The sequence below is a fragment of the Hydrogenobacter hydrogenophilus genome, assembly GCF_900215655.1.
Lineage (GTDB): Bacteria > Aquificota > Aquificia > Aquificales > Aquificaceae > Hydrogenobacter > Hydrogenobacter hydrogenophilus.
On the sequence record NZ_OBEN01000001.1, the window covers coordinates 374171 to 393651 of the forward strand.

Here is a 19481-nt window from a genome sequence, read left to right on the forward strand (position 1 = left end):
GTTATAATATAGAGCATTTAAAAAAAATTTGCAACAGATAGAAGATTCTTGCTACTGCTGTAGAAAGAACTGTATTACCTGCTGAGGATTACCCTGAGCCATTATTTTACCATCCTTGAAGGCAAGCACGCGATCACACAAGAGTATGTTAGAAAACCTATGAGCTACCAAGATGATGGTTTTATCTTTGAAAAACTCAAAAATGTTTTTTAGAACTATTTGCTCCGTTTTGACATCCATAGCAGAAGTGGCTTCATCAAGGAAGATAATATCAGGGTTTTTTAAAAACAGCCGTGCAAGGGTAAGTCTCTGCATTTCTCCACCCGAAAGATTCCTACCACCTTCTTCCAGAGGCTCATCAAGACTCTTTACAAAATCACATGCAGAAAGCTCAAGAGCCCTTTTTATCTCCTGGTCGTTAGCGTCAGGTTTTGCTATCAATAGGTTTTCTCTTACACTACCTGCAAAGATAAAAGGCTGTTGCGTAAAAAAGCCTATGCGTCTTCTAAAGCTTTCCTTATTTATCTCTTTTAGTTCAACCTCGTCGTACTTTATACTTCCCTCGTAGAGCAATAGTCCTGCAAGAGCTCTCAAAAAGGTGGTTTTTCCAGAGCCTGTATGACCTATAATACCTATTTTTTCTCCCTTTTTGATCTCTAAATTTATACCTTTTAGCAATATCTCTGGTCCAAGTTTTATCCTCAAGTCTCTTATGTTTATACCTTCCTTTAAACCTTGGAAGGTAATGTCCCCGGAAGTTTCCTGAGGTATGTGCAAAAGCTCCCTTATTCTTGTTAGTATGGGTATGCTTGCTTTGACCTCCATCAAGCCCTTTTGAACTTCTGTGAGAGGTTGATGTATTAAAAACAGCGCGGTTATGTAAGATACAAAGTCGCCGGGAGTAAGATCTCCCTGTATTACTCTGACTCCACCGTAAAGGATTATAACGGAAACAACAAGGTAACCCAGAGCAAAGTTAAAAACTGAGTTGGTAGTGGAGTATAGTGTAGACTTCATACCTGCCTTAAAAACTCTTTCATTAAAATCTTCAAACCATCTGAGAAACCTTTGTTCGGAGGAGAAGGTTTTAATGTTTTCGTAACCCTTCAAAACATTTGTCAGACTCTGTGTCATCATACCTACATTTTCCTGAAGCCGTCTTATGTATTTGCCTTTCTTATGACCAAAGTATCTTACAGCAAAAGCCAAAAGGGGTAGTAAAACTCCCAATAGGGTTGTGAGTAGCCAATCTCTGTAGAAAAGCACACCAAGTAGTGCTACTACTGTAATAGGATCTCTAAAAAGCTTAGGAAGGTGGTCTCCCAATAGAGATCTGTAAGCTTGCATATCCGAGATGAACCTGGTTATTATGTCTCCTGAAGAGTTTTTGGAAAGAACACCGTACTGCGCTTTTAGAAGCCTATTAAAAACCTCCTTTCTGGTTTTCTTTACTTCAAGCTCTGAGTAAAGGTTTATAAATATAGAAGCAAGAAAGTTTCCCAGCTGGTTTAAAAAGGCAAAGGCCAGCAAGAAAAGAACTACCTTAATAAGCTCTTGGTAGTTTTTAACTAAAAATACGTTATTGACAAGGTTTTTTACTACCAAACTTATACCTGTAGTCCCGGCAGACTCAAGCAGTGATCCCAAAAGCGCAAAAAGAATAAGATACCAATAGGACTTCAATCTTAGAAGAAGCCACTTTACATTATCCATTAGCGGAAATATTTTAATTTAAACATGGTAAAGTATATAGTATACCTACTTTTGTCTTTTCTTATTATAGATCATGTATGGACTCACTTTGGTCCCAAGATAATAAACTCAATAGCCTCTGAACTTGCAGGTAAAGAGACAAAGGTGGTGGAAGAAGGTCAAGATAAGAAGAGTATTTTGGACAACGCTTGGGATAAACTTATAGAATTAAAAGAAAAGCTAAGCAGGAGGTAAGGCTATGGAGGATTTTAAGTTTAGCAGTGTTGAGGAGGCAATAGAAGACATAAGGGAAGGCAAGATGGTTATAGTGGTTGATGATCCAAGCAGGGAGAACGAGGGGGACCTTGTAATGGCTGCTGAGAAGATAACTCCAGAAGCCATAAACTTTATGACCAAGTATGGGCGAGGTCTTGTGTGCCTTACTCTAACACCAGAAAGATGCGAAGAGCTTGATCTTTACCCTATGGCTACAAGGAACACAGACCCTAAAGGTACATACTTCTGTGTATCTATTGACGCTCATCCAAGATTTGGTACCACTACAGGCATATCCGCTTACGACAGAGCCATCACCATAAAACTTGCAATAAGCCCAGATGCAAAGCCATCTGATTTTATCCGTCCGGGACATGTGTTTCCTTTGAAGGCAAAACCCGGTGGCGTGTTGGAGAGAGCAGGGCACACAGAAGCATCTGTAGACTTAGCAAAGCTTGCTGGCCTTTATCCTGCAGGAGTAATATGCGAGATTATGAACGAAGACGGAACTATGGCAAGGCTACCAGACCTTATAAAGTTTGCAAAAAGGTTTGGGCTCAAGATAATAACCATAGCGGATCTCATAAGATACAGACTTAAGAGAGAGAGGTTGGTTGTCAGAGAAGCTACCGCAAACCTTCCCACAAGGTACGGATTTTTCAAAATACACGCATACAGGCATATGCTTACTGGAGAGGAACAGATAGCTCTTACCATGGGGGAGTGGAAAGAAGATGAGCCAGTGCTTGTGCGCGTGCATTCAGAATGTCTTACAGGTGATGTCTTTAAGTCTCTAAGGTGTGATTGTAGGTCTCAGCTTGAGACCGCTATGGAGATCATAGCCAAAGAGGGTAAAGGTGTTTTGGTATATATAATGGGACACGAAGGAAGAGGCATAGGTATAGTCAATAAGATAAAGGCTTACCAGCTACAGGACATGGGTTATGATACGGTGGAAGCCAACGAAAAGGTAGGCTACCCAGCGGACTTAAGAGACTACGGTGTGGGGGTTCAGATCCTTTTAGACTTAGGTGTAAGAAAGATGCGCCTTTTGACCAATAATCCCAGAAAGATAGTAGCTTTAGAAGGATACGGGCTTGAGGTAGTAGAAAGAGTCCCTCTAAAAATAGACCCTTGTGAACACAACCAAAAATACTTAGAAACCAAAAAGTCCAAACTTGGGCATCTACTTTAAGGGTAAGAAAACCCTGAACCTGCTACCTTCTCCTTCTTTACTCTCCACCTGCACCTTTCCGCCGTGTGAGAGCGCTATGTGCTTAACTATAGAAAGACCCAAACCTGTGCCTCCCACCTCCTTTGACCTAGAGCTGTCCACTCTGTAAAACCGCTCAAACACAAAAGGTAAATGTTCCTTTGGTATACCTATACCTGTATCGGAAACTTCTATAACAGCATAGGTATCTTGTATGTAAGCATTTACTACCACTTCACCGTTCATTTTGTTGTACTTTACCCCATTATCCACAAGGTTCAAAAGTAGAAGAGTTAGCTTTTCTTGATCCGCATAAACTTTAAAGCTTTTATCCACACGGTTTATAAGTTGGACTTTTTTATCCTGTGCCATTTCCATAATGTCATCAAATACAAGCTCAACTACCTCCCACAGATTTACACTTTCTTTTCCAAGCTTTTCTTCTCCTGATTCAAGTTTTGTAATGATTAAAAGGTCTTCCACTAAGCTCTTCATATCCTCGGACCTTCGCAAGGCTCTTTCTAACATGTTCTTCTTTTTCTCGTCTTGCTCTTCCTCTATGAGAGTTTCAAGAATGCTCTTTATTATGGTTATGGGTGTTTTGAGCTCGTGCGACACATTGGCTATAAACTCCTTTTTTGATCTTTCGTATCTTTTAAGCTGTGTGATGTCCGTTATCCTTAAGAGTATGCCGTCCTTTGCAGGAAACAAGTCCACTGAATACCCTACATCTTCGTGTTCCACCAATGTCTTTATCCTTTTCTTTTCCGCTATGCATTCCGCTATGGCGGACACAAAGGAAAGCATATTGAAACACTCGTAATATGGCTTTCCCTCCCAATCCTTTTTAAGTATGCCTCTCTTTATCATAAAGTCATTGGCATAAACTACCCTTCCGGATATGTTTATGACCGCATAGCCTTCATCTACTTCTCTTAGGAAATCACTGAGAATGCTCATTTACACAGTAGCGTACTTTTCCCTTAGCTCCTGTGCCACCTCCACCATATTTTTCAAAGATGGCACTACCTCTTCCCACCTTCTTGTCTTTAGACCACAGTCTGGGTTCACCCAAAGGAGCTCTTTTGGAAGCACCTTCATAGCTCTTTCTAAAACAGACCTTATGCTTTCCTTTGTAGGTACAGCTGGAGAGTGTATATCATACACACCTATACCTATCTGCCTGTCCCATCCTTTGAATTTTTCAAAGGCTGATATGATCTCACCTTTGCTCCTTGAAGCCTCTATGGATATGACATCAAAATCCATTTGGTATATGTACTCCATAACATCGTTAAACTCGCTGTAGCACATGTGAGTGTGTATCTGGGTTTGTGGATTTGCTCTGGAGCACAGTCTGAAAGCCTTTACCGCCCAATCAAAGTACTCGTCCCAGTCCTTCCTCTTTATGGGTGCACCCTCTCTGAAGGCAGGTTCATCTATCTGTATGATCTTAATGCCTGCCCTTTCAAGGTCTTTAACTTCTTCAAGAAGAGCCAAGGCTATCTGATAGGCTATCTCTTTTTTGGGAATGTCTTCTCTGTAATAGCTCCAGTTGAGTATGGTTACGGGTCCTGTGAGCATACCTTTTACGGGTTTTTCCGTCAAAGACTGAGCGTAGGTGATCTCATTCAGAGTCATAGGTGAGGGTCTATACACATCTCCGTAGATGATGGGAGGCCTATACACCCGTGAACCGTAAGAGAGTACCCATCCGTGTTTGGTGGTTGCTATACCTTCTAACTTCTGGGCAAAGAACTCCACCATGTCTGTTCTTTCAAACTCACCGTGAACCAACACATCAAGACCTATCTCTTCTTGAACTCTTATTACATGCTGTATCTGTTTCTTAATAAACTCTTCGTACTCTTTTGGAGACACCTTGCCGGCGGTATAGGAAGCCCTTATCTTTCTCACTTCTTCCGTCTGGGGGAAGGAACCTATAGTGGTGGTTGGAAATGTAGGCAGGCGCAGAATCTCCTGTTGGAGCTTTATCCTCTCTTTGTAATCTAACTCCCTCTGAAAGTCTCTTTCTGTAAGGGCGTTTACTCTTCTTCTTACCTCTTGGTTCACTCCAAAAGGCACACTCACTATGTTTTCTACTTTTTCTACCATCATACGGGCTTGCTGGTCTCCCTCTATAGCTCTTTTTATGAGGTTTAGCTCCTGAAGTTTCTCTTTGGCAAAAGCCAGACGCTCTTTTAAACTGAGCGAAGTCAAACCTTCTATCTGAACCTGATGCACAGGAAGGTCTTCCTCGGGCTGTGTGCTAACTGGCAGATGAAAGAGGGGACAGGAGTTGGATATGATTAAATGCTGGGCATATTTTAAGAGCTCCTCAGCGAGCCTTATCTTTTCCGTAAGGCTTGCTCTCCAAACCTGCCTGCCGTTTATTATACCCGCTATGAGCTTTTTGTCAGAAGGAAATCCGTGCTTTCTTATATTTTCCAAATTCTCTCTGTTGGATACAAGATCAAGACCAAGAGCCTTAACTGGCAGGTCTACGAACCTTTTGTAATCAGATACGCTATCGTAGTAAGTCATTACATATATGTCCGCATGCTCACTCAGTCTTTTGTACATCTCATGCACAAGGTCCCACTCCTGGCTTTCCATTTCGTAGCATAGTGCGGGGTCTTCAAAGAGTACTACCTTTGCTCCCTCCTGCCTTAGCTGTTTTAAAACTTCCTCATAAACGGGCAGTAGTGCCAAAAGATAACGCTCCAGATCCTCAAACCTTTCTATCTTGGAAAGGTGATATACAGGAAGAGGTGAAGATCCTTTGACTAATGCTTTGGAAAGCTTCAAAAAGGTGTAGGGTGAGATGATCTTGGGCAGGGTTTCTATGCCTTTGCTTTTGAAGTAAAGATATTCTTCAAGAGGGTAGTTTTTCAAGAGTTTAAAGTCTGTACCTTCAAGTTCTGGCACCAGGTAGTGATAGTTGGTGTTGAAGTATTTGGTCATCTCCAACGCTTGAGATCCACGCGCCATCTCAAAGTATGTACTGAGGCCTTTGAACTCTCCAAATCTTGAAGGGACAGCTCCTACCATTATAGCGGTATCTAACATAAAGTCATAGTAAGAAAGCTCGTTGGAAGGAAAAAGGTCCACAGTGTCTTTGTATAGTCCCACCATCCAGTCTCTGAGTGCATTAATTCCCTTTATAAGGTCCTCTTCAGAGATTTTCCCCTTCCAATAGTTTTCTAAAAGGTTTTTGAACTCTCTCTTTTCTCCCAGCTTAGGAAACCCATAAGCCAAAGTCTCCATCAATTAAACCTCCTATCAAATATTATAGCTTGACTAAAAAAAGCTTTTAAGATAATATAAGTATTGAAAGCTGTAGGGGCGGTAGCTCAGTTGGGAGAGCGCCTGCTTGGCGTGTAGGAGGTCGGGGGTTCAAGTCCCCTCCGCTCCACCATTAGTTTATCTTTTCTCTACAGTTCTTGGCACTAAGTAGATAATCTGTGAGTTCTTGTAAATTTCCGCTTTTTATGAGCTCCTTGAGGTTTTTAAGGGACATTTCAAAAGCTTCTATGGCTTTTAGAACATTTTCCCTGTTTTCTAAGAATATGTCTCTCCACATGATAGGGTCTGATCCCGCTATACGTGTAAAGTCTTTAAAGCCTCCACCTGGGTACTTAAAAAGGTCCACACTATCTTTGCTCAAGTTTTTGATGGCATCTATGAGGGCAAAGGCAACCGCATGGGGAAGGTGAGATACCGCTCCAAACACATAGTCATGCAGAAATGGGTCCATCTCTTCTACCAACGCACCAAGAGACACCCACATGTTTTTTATCTTCTCCAAAGCTTTGGGTGATGTCCTCTGTGTTGGTGTCAGAATACATCTTTTACCCTTGAAAAGGTCCTTGTTGCTGTTTTCTACACCTGACTTTTCCGTGCCTGCGATGGGATGGCCCCCTACAAAGTTTTCCCCCAAATACTCTTCCAGCATATAAACCAACCTACCCTTTACGCTTCCGAGGTCTGTTATAAGACTATCCTTTAGGTCAAGAGAAGAAAGCTCCTTTGCAATGCTTTCAAAAGTTCCCACAGGTGTGGCGAGCATTATAAGGTCAGGTTTAAAGAGAAGAAGGTTATTCATCTGCACGCTTCCTTTATCTATAACACCGAGCTGGATAGCTTTATCAATGGCATACGGGTTTATGTCAATTCCCAAGATCTCACAGTTGGGAAAAGATTCCCTAAAAGCCAAAGCAAAAGATCCTCCCATAAAGCCCACACCTATTACACACAACCTTTTAAACATCTTGATAAACTACCTTCCCTTCAAAGATGGTGTAAAGCACTTTCCCTTTGAGGGTCTTTTTCCACAGGGGTGTGTTTTTGGACTTAGAATGGTTTGTCTTTTCGTCAAGAATCCACTCTCTTTCTGGATCAAATATGGTTATGTTGGCTTTTGAACCCACCTTTAGAGTTCCGCATCCTTCTAATTTGAGTATCTGTGCAGGTCTGCATGACATTAGATTTATCACATCTTTTAAGGTTATGTGTCCTTGTCTTACCAGCTCCAAAGCCATAGGTAAAGCGGTCTGCAAACCTATCATGCCTGGTTTTGCATTCTCTATCTGTCTTTTTTCCCAACTCGCATGGGGTGCGTGATCTGTTGCTATGCAGTCTATTATACCCTCTTTTAAAGCGGATATGAGAGCATCTCTGTCTTCTTTTCTTCTCAAGGGTGGGTTCACCTTAGCAGAAGAGCCTGACTTTAGGATCTCCTCCTCTGTAAATACAAGATGGTAAGGGTTCACTTCGCAAGAGACTTTAGCACCCTTCTCTTTAAAGTACCTTATTAGTTCCACGCTTAGAGCACTACTAAGATGCTGTATGTGAATGTGAGAGCCTGTATGGTAAGAGAGTATCAGGTCTCTTGCCACAAGTATATCTTCTGCCTCGGGAGGTCTTGAAGAGATACCTAAAAGAGCGCTCACATACCCTTCGTTTATGTGTCCATATGCAAGACTGTCATCTTCGCAGTGGTTCATAACAATAAGTCCCAACTGTCCTGCAAGTTCTAAAGCTCTCTTCATGAGTTTGCTGTCCATAAGGGGACTTCCATCATCTGTGAGGGCAACGCACCCCGCAGACTTAAGAGCGTAAAAGTCAGAGAGCTCTTTCCCTTTCCTACCCTTTGTAAGAGTTCCAGAAGGTAAAACTAAGCACAGACCAACAGTCCTTGCCTTGCTTATTATGTACTGAGCGACCTCTGGCCTATCTATGGGTGGATTTGTGTTGGGCATACACACCACAGTGGTATATCCTCCTGCCACCGCGCACTTGCTTCCACTCTCTATGTCTTCTTTGTAAGTTTGTCCTGGGTCTCTAAGATGCACATGCAGGTCTATAAAGGAAGGACACACAATTAGTCCAGATGCGTCTATCACCTGAGCTTCAAGCTCAAAAAGATCCTCACCTATAGCCTTTACCTTTCCCTTTTCTACAAGAATGTCTCCTATAATGTCAATGTTATCAGATGGGTCTATGATCCTTCCTCTCTTTATGAGCAGTTTGGACATCGCTAAAATTATAAGCTACCTCGGATATAGCCAAGTACGGGTTTTTCTCTTGGGTTTCCCAAACAAAGGCACCGCACCTGCTTATGATCCATTTGGCTTCTTTACTTTCTGGATGATGCCCACAGAGTATTATGGAAACACCCTTTTCCATAAGGAACTGTGCGAGTTTCTGTTCGTTTTGTGGAAGGTCTTTTATGAGCTGGAGCTTTTCACCTTTTTTGAAGAGCATGAGTTTTTGAGCACTAAAGCTTTCACTCACTTCCCCCTTCTCGTTTAAAAGCACTCCCAGGGTAGTCTCTTGCTTAGGTTCGTAATGAATGAAAACCATCTCAAGCTGTGGTACCTCTGCCTTTAGCTTCTCTTCTATTCTATCTACAATACTGTGCATCTGTAAAAAGTCCCTCCCTGAAACCACTAAGGTAATATCTGCAAAGAGCCTGCCACCAGAGGACCTAACAAATAGATGCTTTATCTCCAGCACCTCATCAAAGCTCAGAATGATCTCCCTTATCTTGCTCAGGGTATTTTGGTCTGCAGAAATGTCTAAAAGCACAGAAACTTCTTTTTTGAGTATGCCAAGAGCGGTGTAAGCTATGAGGGCAGAAACTCCTAACGCAAAATACCTGTCCAGCTCATATCCAGCGTAAGAACTCAGAAAGCTCATAAGCACCAAAGAAGAACCAAAGGCATCAGTGAGCGTATGATAAGAGTCTGCAACAAGCACAGGAGAGTTTAGCTTTTTGCCTGCCCTTCTTTCTAAAAAGGAAAGAATTAAAGAGCTAAGAAGAGAAAAGCTTATGACACCAAGCCCCACAGCCATATACTCTTTTCTTATAACTACCTGTGAGCCAAAGGCTCTCTTGAATATCTCCACACTTGCAAGAAGCAAAAAGATGGCTATAACAATAGAACCCACATTTTCCAGCTTGTAAAGACCGTAAGGAAATTTCTCACTCTTTTTCTCAGAAAACCTGAGGGTAAGGTAGGTGATCACAGAGGCAAAGGAGTCCGAAAGGGAATGAAACGATTCACCTATCATAGATAGACTGCCTGTTAGCAAACCTGCTATGATCTTTGCTAAGGCTTGAAGCGTGTTTATACCCAGTGATAATAAAGCCCAATGCTCCTTTTTCATCTGTTAAAGGGTATTTTAGCACCTTGATGGGTATTTCGCCTTTTTAGTTCTTCTATTATGGCATTTATAACTTCTTGTTTTTTAGCATAAGTGCAGTATTCTGGAGCTATAAGCCTTTCTGGTTCCACCTCTCCCGTTAAGCGATGGATCACCACATGAGGCGGTAGGATCTCTATCACATCTACCGCTCTTTTTGCATACTCCTCAAGGCTCAGCACACCAAACTCACCCCTTAGGTACTGCTCTGCCATCTTGGTGTTCTTTATGATATGTAGGGGATGTATTTTCACACCGTCTATTGGAAGGCTTGCCAAAAGCTTTCCTGTTTCCAACATGTCCTCTTGGTCCTCAAAGGGAAGACCCAATATGATGTGAGCGCACACTTTGAGGTTTCTTCTTTTGGTCCTAAGGACCGCATCCACAAAGTCAGAAATTCCATGAGCTCTGTTTATGAACCTCAGAGTCCTAAAGTTGGCGCTTTGCAAGCCGTATTCTACCCAAACTTCTAAACCCTTCAGGATATAGCTCTCTAAAAGATCCAGCACCCACTCGGGCGCACAGTCTGGGCGCGTCCCCACATCTATACCCACCACCTCATCAAACTCAAGAGCGGTATCGTAGATGGATTTCAGGTAATCCTTCTCTCCGTAAGTGTTGGAGTAAGACTGGTAATACACGAAAAATAGTATGTTTCTGCCATAGCGCTCCTTGGCTCTCTTTATACCCTCCTCTATTTGCTGGCGCAGAGGAACATGGGGTTCTAAGTGTGCAGGCCTTGTACCCGAAAAGCAGTAGGTACAACCCCCCACAGCCTTAGTGCCATCTATATTGGGACAGGTAAAGGGCAGAGCCACCGTTATCTTCTGCACCCTTTTGCCATAGCGCTCTTTTAGGTAGTCCTTCAGAGAAAAGTAAAAGCTTCTTTCCAAAGTTTGCATAGTAAATAATTTAAAAAGGTCTCAAAAATATGGAAGAGGTGGGGACCCTGTTGTATTGCACCAGCAAGTCTATGCGTTTTCCATCGTAAAACAGACTCACAATGTTTTTCGCGCTGTCAAACCTCAGCTCTGGGCTTCCAGGCGCACGCAAGTGTCTTTTTAAGTATACGATAGAAGGGTCGTAGGGGTTGGACTCTGTGTAGGTTATGGCATCTTTCTGTGCTTGCAAGCTAACCATCACATAAGGAGCGGAAATCCCAAAGGTAGTGTAGTAGCGGAGCGTATCTCCCTGTAGTTCTAACTCTCTGCAGTTGCTGAGCTCCTTCTGAAGTAAGAAAACAAGCTCATAAAGCCTCCTCTTCTGGTCGTATTCCTCAAACCTCTTTCTTACCTCCTGCACAGACCCATAAACAGACACCAGGCCAAGCACCACCAAAGTGGATATAGCCACGGATATGAGAAGCTCTATCAGGGTGAAGGCATTATTCCTGCCAAGCATCCAGCACCTCGCCGTAAGAGGTAACTATAAAGTCCATCTCGTCGTAATAAGGCTCGTACTTTACTACCTTTACGCGATAATACATAGGCAGTGGTGTGTACACAAACCTGAGGGATATGTAGAGCCTTGAAGGACCCAAGAGGTTCTGGAGCCACTCGGGGTTTATGTAGCCCACTACCTTTATCTGCTCTTCCACAGACTTAGCCTCGCTCTCCGTAAGACCAAGAGCCAACAGCACAGGCTCAGGCGCGTAGTTTATGTTGGTAAGGGTTGCCACTGGTGTTAGGTAATTTTGGAGTTTTTCGTAGGTGTTTCTGTCCATACCATCCACATAGAAAAGCTCCGTGATGGAAAACACATCTCTGTAAGGTGCTGGTGTTCCTTGCTTAGACACACCCCTACCCAAAAAAGCCATAATGTTCTGGGAAAGCTCTACAGCCCTCTTTTCCTCTACACCTAAACGCATCATAAGGCTTTTAAGAATTTCTGAGTTGGCAAGAGGCAGACTTATCTTAGCTTCCTCTGGGTATATATATATCCTGTACTTGCGGTTTGAGATGTAGTATGGTATGGGACTTTTTATCCTTAGTAGAGACGGGTTCTTTTGGACAGTGTTCACACCCAACACCGCCAAAGCTCTTGCCTCATAAAGAAAAGTCCAGTTGTCCACAAAGTGGGAAGTTCTCATGTAGCTGTATCTGAGCTGGTAAAGGGTAAAGAAGACTAAGCCAGAAAGCAAAGTGACCATCCAGAGCACATATACGATAATACTCCCCCTCATCTGGGAGACAGCATAAAGCTGTAGCCGTTCATTAGGTATATGCGCCAGAGTCCCAAATCCTGTGAACATGCATAATAGTTAAACCCAGCGTAGGACATAAGGTCGCAGGTGTAGTTCTCCACAGACCTTCTATCCTGAAGCACCGCAGAGTTAGTCCTCTGAGCAAAGGCTATACTCTGTATCTGTGAGACCAGCTCCAAGTCTCTTTCTTGTCTCTTCATAGCGTAAATTCTCTGTGTTATGAGAGATAGGCTCTGCTGTATGAAACCTATGGCTAAGATGGATATGGTGAAGGCCACGAGGACCTCCACCAGCGTGAAACCTCTTACCACTGAAGCGCCGTTCGGCCCGGGACGGTTTCTATAGCCCACTTCCAATTACCCTTGATGTAAACCCAATAGCTTCTTACTTTCTTCTCCGTTATCTGTCTTTTACCCTCTGGTACCGGTACATTACCTATTGCAGGTGGTAGCGTGTAGGTGTAGTCGCAGTAGACAACAGCTATGTTGGTGTTTCCTACCACCTTACCACTGCACTTATAATCCTTGAACTTTATCTTAAGTGTTTCGGCGTTCTTCTTGAAAACATCCAAAGAGTATTGCTTTTGTCCCACTGGGTCAAAGAAGGAATACACGCAGTCAAGGTCGTCCTTTACCTGACACTCTGCAAACTTCTTCAGAGCCTTTTCAAGCCTATCCTGTTTTTCTCCTTTATCTTCTATCTTGTAAGGGTTGTTCAAGGCATCCGCCTTTATGTCCCTTGCTCTCAAAAACCAAGTTCCCTTCTTGTCATCTTTTACCAAATAGTAAACCCTAAAGATACCCTTGCCCAGATACAGCGCCTTGCTAAAGTAAGAGGTTTCTACCCAAGGCTCTTCCAAAGGACCAAAGGAAACCGTTTTTCCATCCTTTACATAAACAGCCCAGAGCTGGGGTAGGAGGTATCTGCGATCAACAAAGACATCAAGCACGCCATCTTCTGAGACAGCCGCAGAGGAGAATATCTGTGCATATATGTAGTCGTTGTCTTTGTCTTCCACAGCTTTTTTAAGCTCACCGCCGTCCCAAGAGTAAACAAGGTTTATACGCTTGCTGAGCTCTTCCCCATCTGCCTTATAAACATCTTGCCCCTTGGGAGGGAGGTTTACGGAGAAGAAAACAGGCACCTTCTCGTTTACCACCGCTGGCTGTATGTATGTGTATACGCGTTCGTATTCCTTTTCTACAGTTGCGTAAGGTTTTTCAAAAGGGTCTTTGTAAGCCAAAAAGGTGAGCTTGTACTTTCCGTAAACATCCGCAGGGTTGTTTTTGGGAAGCCTCCACATGAAAAGGTAAAGCTTTCCATCTGTCTTTTCCACATAGGGCGTGTACTGGTAGCCTTCCTCAAACTTAAAAAGGACCACCTCTGCGTTGTCCTTTAGCCTCCTTGCCCTGACCTCTTTATCCGTAGTGTAAATAACAGAAAAGCCGTTTTTAGGGTCATAGAAGGGCGTATATACATCAAGGTTTGCTGCTATGTTAGCGGGCCTGAGGATGGTTTCCTGTGGAAAGGTTTTTCCTCCGTCAGTAGAAAGGGCGTAGGCAACACCATAACCGTTGCTCTCGTCAGACCAAACCAAAAGCACACTCCTTTTCCCATCCGTCTCTATCATAGGCTTTCCTATGGATTCGTTGGTGGAGGACACGAGGGTGTACTGAGGGTTTTCCCCCTTTAGGTTGGTTTTTATGAGTATTACCTTCTTAGTCCTTGGCTCTCCAAGGTACCTCACCCACTGGGCTACATAAAGAGTATCTCCCTCTATCTTGTAATCAAGCCCGTCAAAGGCACCACCTTTGAACCTATCCACTATAGGCTTGTTGATGACCTTGTCTGATCCGTCTGCGTAGAGGTGTATGTATCCGTCCCCGCCGTAGTATAAAAAGGCATAAGAGCCCTCTTTGTTAAGCTCCTTTATTGGTAAAAATTGGTTTAGAGGTATATTGAAAGGGATGTTTAGCTCTTTGAAATCTTGCGTTTTTAATACATACTCTTTTTTTACACAGCCGGAGAGTAAAGCCAAAAATAATACAAAAATGTAAAGTCTTTTCATGAAATTATAACCTCAAGGGTTTTAAAGCGGAGGAGGGGAAGACCCCTCCAGCAGAAAGGTTTTATTCGGTGGTGTACTGCAGAGGATGAAGAGGTGTTACCGCATAACCGTAATTGGGGTTGGACTCTACCTTAAAGACTATAGCATTATTAAAGGGATCACTATTCACTAAGTGGAACCATCCACCCTGTTTAGCAAATATAGTGCCTGCTTGGCAGTTGAGGTTGGATATAAAACCTGTGGTAGGAGCAGAAGAAGGCGCACATACGGGCCACAGCGTCACACACTGGTCGCTCAGACTTATATTGTCGCTAAATTGGCGCTCTATCCTGTCCCACCATGCATTATTAGTTTTGTTCAGGGTTATGAACACACTGTAGGGTGCGTCAAACACACTATTAATGGTGTTTACACCCACTGCGTAAACATAGGGGTTGCTGTCGGGGTTAGCAAAGCTCATAAACTTAGTGGTTTGGCCGGGGACTAGTCCGGTATTAAGAAAAGCAACAGCACTATTTAGAGCGGTATGGTTGAGGTCAATGGACCTCTGGGCGTAGAGGAACCTAAGCCCTGCGTTGTAAGATATGGTTTCTACCGCAAGCCCTGCTGTACCAAGAGAAACAGCAGCTGCACTTTCTGTTGCTACCGCCATAAAGCCAAAGTAGGTGGTTGCACCCACAACTGGAGCGTATGCACCCCCCGTAGTGTCACCGTAGATAGTACCAGGGGTGTTGGTAGTGCCGTCAACGAAAAAGCTGGTAAGGTCGTTTGGAGAGGTCGACACAATACCGTCTGTATGCAGGCATGCTCCAGTGGTAACTGCAGGCTTGAGGTTGTAGGCTATGTGAAGGGTATTAAGTGTACCGCCGTCGTATACATAGCTAACTATAGTTTGCCAACCGTTGCCTACTGCTATGAAAGGGATCATAACTGCCTTTGCCTGAGCGACCTGCTGGGCACCAAAAAGGGCCATACTTGCCAGTGTTGCTGCTGCGAGCTTTTTGTCAGCTCTCATGATTTCCACCTCCTTAAAAATTTTAGTTGCTTACCATTATAACTTACCTTTTTGGGCTTGTCAAGAGTTTTTCCTTTTTTTTCATTTTCCTTTCATAATGATATGTGTGCTATTTTCCAAAAAAGGTTCAAGGACCTGGCTTAATTTCTGTGCGCACTCTTTTAGGTAATCCCTTATCACTTCGTGTATGCCTTCTGGCACCTTACCTTCTTGATGTGCCAAAAACAGCACCAAGTGCTCCAGCTGGAGGTATCCACCCCTTAGCATACTCCAAAGGGGGCTAACATCTCTTCTTTCGTAAAGCCACACAAAGACCGCGTTTAGGGTGTAGGCAAGCTCATGTAGGTCCCTGGGCTGTTTTGAAAGAAATTCGTGCGCTACTTTTTGGAGTTCTTGAGCTTCTTTAAGTAGAGTGTAAGCTTTTTGATGTATTGTGTTGTCTTTTAGGTAATCCTTTGAGAAGTTAGAGTTAATAAGCTTTATAGCTTCAGTTTTTTTGAAGTTCCTGAGAGTTATCTCACCTACCTTTATGGGTATAGTCCCCTCTATCTTCGCACCGTCAGAAGTGTTGTAAACCTTAACACCTTTTGTCATTTTCAAAAGGTCCTGTATCATAGACCTCGCCCACAAAAGCAAACCGTTAGTGTACACCTTCCCTCCAAAGTTCCCCTCAAGCTCGTACTCCTGCACTTCCTTCTCCTTGTAAAACTCAGTGCCTTCTTTGAGCGCCACGTTCCCCCTCGCGTGGTGCTTCTTGGGGTCCTTATAACCCATGTCCGTGCCAAATAGGTATATCTCTTTGAATCCCATGTGTATTGCCAAAGATAACCCACCATTTACCACGGTAGGGTTAGAGTAGCCTATCCTTGGTATGTCAGGTGGAAAAAGACTACTTCCAGCGTCGTTGGGCTTTAGCCACATGAGGCTCTCTTTGAAAAGGTCCGCAACGGGTGGATACATGGGGTTGTTGTACATGGCGGTTAGCTCTTTTAGGTAGTCCGTGCTTGCACTTTTGATGAGGGCATCGTATGTCATCTTGGTTCTTTCTATTTCCACATGGAAGTCTGGCTTTATACCCTCCTCGTAGAGGGTTCCTATGGAGCTTCCACAGGAAAATATTACCGCTCTGTGTTGGCTTTGTTTGATAAAGTCAAGGGCGTATTCAAGGGATGGACCTGCACCTATGACAAATGCTACTGCGTCTGAAGGCACTGTTTTTTTACCGTAAAAGAGCGGTAGCTCTCTCTTTATGTTCTCTATTGTGTACTCCAAAGACCACAGCTCGTCTTGGAAGAACCCCCAACCCATAGATATCTCTTGTATGCGATCGCTGAAGGCTTTGCCCACCTGCTCGTAAAAAGGACCAAAGAGGTGTATGAATACGGGGCTCCAGTAAAGGAGGGGAGTGTTGTAGAGGTATCCTATGCTGTAGACCATGTGCTTGGCAAGCTCTTCTGGGTCATCTCCTACAAAAAGCACTATGGCCCTTCCTTCGCAGGAGTAATGGGCTAAGAGCTTTTCCCAGTTTGCGGTGTAGAGGCTGGTTTTGAAGACCTCAGGGTCTTTTTCCACCACAAAGAGGTACTTTATGTCATAAGTATCTGTAAGAAGCTCCAAGTGGTATCCAAAACCTAACCCTACACTAAAGAGAGCTCCTATGTGCTGTCCATCTTTTAGCTCCTGTGATACCATATCTCTGAGCTTGTCTAGCTGTGGTTCTACCCCAAAAAGGTCAATAATTTTGCCCTTGTATTTATGGTCCAGTATCTTCTCAGGGTTTTCTCTGTTTGTAGAAGGTATCAGGTAAAAGCCTTCTTTCTGTTTTTTAAAGTTCTCAAGCTGTATCTGTGCTACGGCGCGTGGGTCTGCGTTATAGACCCTGCTTCCTTCCATCACTAAGTCTATCTCGCCGTTCTGTCCTACATATATACCGCACTTTATTTTTCCTTTCCTGTTTACTAAGTCCATCAGATGGGGTGCGTAGCGCTGTATAGCTATTAAGTTTTTATCTTTTCTTCTTCTCATAAGCTCTATCTGGAGCCGTTGGTCTTTTATCATGGCTTTAGTATTTTATCTCCTTTAGCCTTTCGATGCATCTTTCTACAAATTGTGTGTAAAGATTTAGTAGCTCTTTGCCCTTTTCTATAGCTTGGTTTTCCGGCATCCTGCACACTGCGGACAACAAAGAGTAAGAGAAGTTCAAAAAGGCTGGTCTGAAAAGGTTCATAAAGGGAGAGCCTGCATACCTCCACTGTTCCAAACCCACTTGAGAAACAAAGCGGTAAAAGTCATCGCTGTTTTTCACCTCAAAGCCTTTGAGAAACTCTAAGTAGGCTCGTGATTGGTCTAAGAGTTTTTTTATCTTCTGGTCTATGTTTATACCCTTTAGGTAATCCTTTGAGAAGTTAGAGTTAATAAGCTTTATAGCTTCAGTTTTTTTGAAGTTCCTGAGAGTTATCTCACCTACCTTTATGGGTATAGTCCCCTCTATCTTCGCACCGTCAGAAGTGTTGTAAACCTTAACACCTTTTGTCATTTTCAAAAGGTCCTGTATCATAGACCTCGCCCACAAAAGCAAACCGTTAGTGTACACCTTCCCTCCAAAGTTCCCCTCAAGCTCGTACTCCTGCACTTCCTTCTCCTTGTAAAACTCAGTGCCTTCTTTGAGCGCCACGTTCCCCCTCGCGTGGTGCTTCTTGGGGTCCTTATAACCCATGTCCGTGCCAAATAGGTATATCTCTTTGAATCCCATGTGTATTGCCAAAGATAACCCACCATTTACCACGGTAGGGTTAGAGTAGCCTATCCTTGGTATGTCAGGTGGAAAAAGACTACTTCCAGCGTCGTTGGGCTTTAGCCACATGAGGCTCTCTTTGAAAAGGTCCGCAACGGGTGGATACATGGGGTTGTTGTACATGGCGGTTAGCTCTTTTAGGTAGTCCGTGCTTGCACTTTTGATGAGGGCATCGTATGTCATCTTGGTTCTTTCTATTTCCACATGGAAGTCTGGCTTTATACCCTCCTCGTAGAGGGTTCCTATGGAGCTTCCACAGGAAAATATTACCGCTCTGTGTTGGTTTTGTTTGATGAAGTCAAGGGCGTATTCAAGGGATGGACCTGCACCTATGACAAATGCTACTGCGTCTGAAGGCACTGGTTTTTTGCCGTAAAAGAGCGGTAACTCTCTCTTTATGTTCTCTATTGTGTACTCCAAAGACCACAGCTCGTCTTGGAAGTAGCCAAACCCTGCTATGGGTGACTTGTTGGATTCCCAAAACTTTTTAGATCCTTCCAATAAGATATGATCGTACCTGTGAAGGTATATATGGAAGTGAGTAAGCAAAGCAGGGTTATAGTAAACTGCCAGGTGATCAAGAAGACCTGCAGCCAATAACTCTGGGTCTTTATGTAAGTAGAAACTTATTATCCTCTCTTTCCCATCGTATACGTTTAGGATCTTCTCCCAGTCAAGTGTGTATAAAGTAGGCTTTATAAGTTCCACATCTGTTTCTACAAGTATCAGCTGTTTTATATCGTAATGTTGAGTAAAAAAATCTATATGAAATCCAAGTCCCACACCAAAAACAAGTACAGTTCCTATGCTTTTCTGAGTCTTACAACTCTCTGACAAGTTTATTGATGTAAGACTCTGTTTTAGCTTTTGGGAAAACCAGCCATCTATGGTATCTTCAGGAAATTCGTACAAATGGAAAGGTGTGCTAAAGCTGTTAGGTTTTTGTAGGTATTCTTCAAACTGCCTTTTGGTATTTGTGTAAGCATCACCTCCATAGATGGGCTTTCCATTCACTAAAAGCTCCCACTTGCCTTTTTGATAAATTACCCTGCAGTCTACTTGACCTTTAAGGTTAAGAAAGTTATAAAAATGGGGTGAGACTTTTTGAAGGTATTCCAAATTTTTACGCTTTATGCCTTCTATATCATAATCAGAAGTCAAGAATTGTGTAATATTCATGGTTTTCTCCTCTCCCAAACCAACATTCTCTTAGCTCTCCGTTTGGATATATATAGCATCCTCCTTGAAAAGGAAGCTCTACGCTTTCTCCTATAGAAGACCTTATCGTCTTACCATCGCCTATAAGCTGTATGACCTTGTTTTTTTTCATTGACAAATTTAGATTTTTGAGTATGAAAGCTTTTAGCAGATCTTTTTCTCCAAACAGGTTTCTTTGAATTACAGGCAGAATTACCAAAGTTAATAATGCAGTTATGGTTATAACCAGTATAACCTCCAGCAAAGTAAAGCCTTTCATATAAAGTGTATTATAACTGAACTATTGTCAGGTTT

General features: G+C 43.1%; 17 protein-coding genes and 1 tRNA gene. 3 read left to right on the forward strand and 15 right to left on the reverse strand.

What is annotated here, in order from left to right:
* Positions 1-51: 51 nt before the first annotated feature.
* Entirely contained in the window at positions 52-1713 is a 1662-nt protein-coding gene (locus CP948_RS02115) for an ABC transporter ATP-binding protein (RefSeq protein WP_096600590.1), read from the reverse strand.
* 24 nt (positions 1714-1737) lie between these two features.
* On the opposite strand from CP948_RS02115, the gene CP948_RS02120 reads away from it, so the two are divergent.
* Together CP948_RS02120 and CP948_RS02125 are read left to right on the forward strand one after the other, a co-directional pair.
* Positions 1738-1947: a hypothetical protein gene (locus CP948_RS02120; RefSeq protein WP_096600592.1), complete on the forward strand. Its 210-nt coding sequence runs from the start codon at positions 1738-1740 to the stop codon at positions 1945-1947.
* Positions 1948-1951: 4 nt separating this feature from the next.
* A complete protein-coding gene (locus tag CP948_RS02125; RefSeq protein WP_096600594.1) occupies positions 1952-3163 on the forward strand; it encodes a bifunctional 3,4-dihydroxy-2-butanone-4-phosphate synthase/GTP cyclohydrolase II in 1212 nt (403 codons plus the stop codon).
* Here CP948_RS02125 and CP948_RS02130 read toward each other — a convergent pair.
* Both CP948_RS02130 and metE read right to left on the reverse strand, forming a co-directional pair.
* Complete coding sequence (locus CP948_RS02130) at positions 3155-4141, reverse strand: ATP-binding protein (RefSeq protein WP_096600596.1); 987 nt, start codon at positions 4139-4141, stop codon at positions 3155-3157. The genes CP948_RS02125 and CP948_RS02130 overlap by 9 nt on opposite strands.
* Positions 4142-6448, reverse strand: coding sequence for a 5-methyltetrahydropteroyltriglutamate--homocysteine S-methyltransferase (gene metE / locus CP948_RS02135; RefSeq protein WP_096600598.1), 2307 nt, complete (start codon positions 6446-6448; stop codon positions 4142-4144).
* A gap of 75 nt (positions 6449-6523) precedes the next feature.
* Between metE and CP948_RS02140 the strand changes: the two genes are divergently transcribed.
* Positions 6524-6599 (forward strand) — tRNA-Ala (locus CP948_RS02140).
* Here CP948_RS02140 and CP948_RS02145 read toward each other — a convergent pair.
* The 12 genes from CP948_RS02145 to CP948_RS02200 form a co-directional block, all read right to left on the reverse strand.
* Positions 6600-7451: a prephenate dehydrogenase gene (locus CP948_RS02145; RefSeq protein WP_096600599.1), complete on the reverse strand. Its 852-nt coding sequence runs from the start codon at positions 7449-7451 to the stop codon at positions 6600-6602.
* Positions 7444-8718, reverse strand: a complete 1275-nt coding sequence (locus tag CP948_RS02150; protein WP_096600600.1) for a dihydroorotase — start codon at positions 8716-8718, stop codon at positions 7444-7446. Before CP948_RS02150 ends, CP948_RS02145 begins: the two co-directional genes overlap by 8 nt.
* Positions 8672-9853, reverse strand: coding sequence for a cation diffusion facilitator family transporter (locus tag CP948_RS02155; protein ID WP_096600601.1), 1182 nt, complete (start codon positions 9851-9853; stop codon positions 8672-8674). Before CP948_RS02155 ends, CP948_RS02150 begins: the two co-directional genes overlap by 47 nt.
* On the reverse strand, positions 9850-10791 hold the full coding sequence (gene mnmL / locus CP948_RS02160) for a tRNA modification radical SAM protein MnmL/YtqA (protein WP_096600602.1): 942 nt from the start codon (positions 10789-10791) through the stop codon (positions 9850-9852). The genes CP948_RS02155 and mnmL overlap by 4 nt, the downstream gene beginning before the upstream one ends.
* A gap of 10 nt (positions 10792-10801) precedes the next feature.
* On the reverse strand, positions 10802-11290 hold the full coding sequence (locus CP948_RS02165; RefSeq protein ID WP_096600603.1) for a PulJ/GspJ family protein: 489 nt from the start codon (positions 11288-11290) through the stop codon (positions 10802-10804).
* Positions 11274-12071 (reverse strand): type II secretion system protein GspK, encoded by a 798-nt coding sequence (locus CP948_RS02170; RefSeq protein ID WP_096600604.1) that lies wholly within the window; start codon positions 12069-12071, stop codon positions 11274-11276. Before CP948_RS02170 ends, CP948_RS02165 begins: the two co-directional genes overlap by 17 nt.
* Positions 12068-12442: a prepilin-type N-terminal cleavage/methylation domain-containing protein gene (locus CP948_RS02175; RefSeq protein WP_096600837.1), complete on the reverse strand. Its 375-nt coding sequence runs from the start codon at positions 12440-12442 to the stop codon at positions 12068-12070. Before CP948_RS02175 ends, CP948_RS02170 begins: the two co-directional genes overlap by 4 nt.
* On the reverse strand, positions 12397-14160 hold the full coding sequence (locus CP948_RS02180) for a hypothetical protein (RefSeq protein WP_096600605.1): 1764 nt from the start codon (positions 14158-14160) through the stop codon (positions 12397-12399). The genes CP948_RS02175 and CP948_RS02180 overlap by 46 nt, the downstream gene beginning before the upstream one ends.
* A gap of 61 nt (positions 14161-14221) precedes the next feature.
* On the reverse strand, positions 14222-15175 hold the full coding sequence (locus CP948_RS02185; protein ID WP_096600606.1) for a hypothetical protein: 954 nt from the start codon (positions 15173-15175) through the stop codon (positions 14222-14224).
* An 81-nt stretch (positions 15176-15256) separates the two neighbouring features.
* Complete coding sequence (locus tag CP948_RS02190) at positions 15257-17233, reverse strand: motility associated factor glycosyltransferase family protein (RefSeq protein WP_245810057.1); 1977 nt, start codon at positions 17231-17233, stop codon at positions 15257-15259.
* Positions 17234-17237: 4 nt separating this feature from the next.
* Complete coding sequence (locus tag CP948_RS02195) at positions 17238-19148, reverse strand: motility associated factor glycosyltransferase family protein (RefSeq protein ID WP_096600607.1); 1911 nt, start codon at positions 19146-19148, stop codon at positions 17238-17240.
* Positions 19120-19446 (reverse strand): type II secretion system protein, encoded by a 327-nt coding sequence (locus CP948_RS02200; protein ID WP_096600608.1) that lies wholly within the window; start codon positions 19444-19446, stop codon positions 19120-19122. The genes CP948_RS02195 and CP948_RS02200 overlap by 29 nt, the downstream gene beginning before the upstream one ends.
* Between the last annotated feature and the right edge of the window lie 35 nt (positions 19447-19481).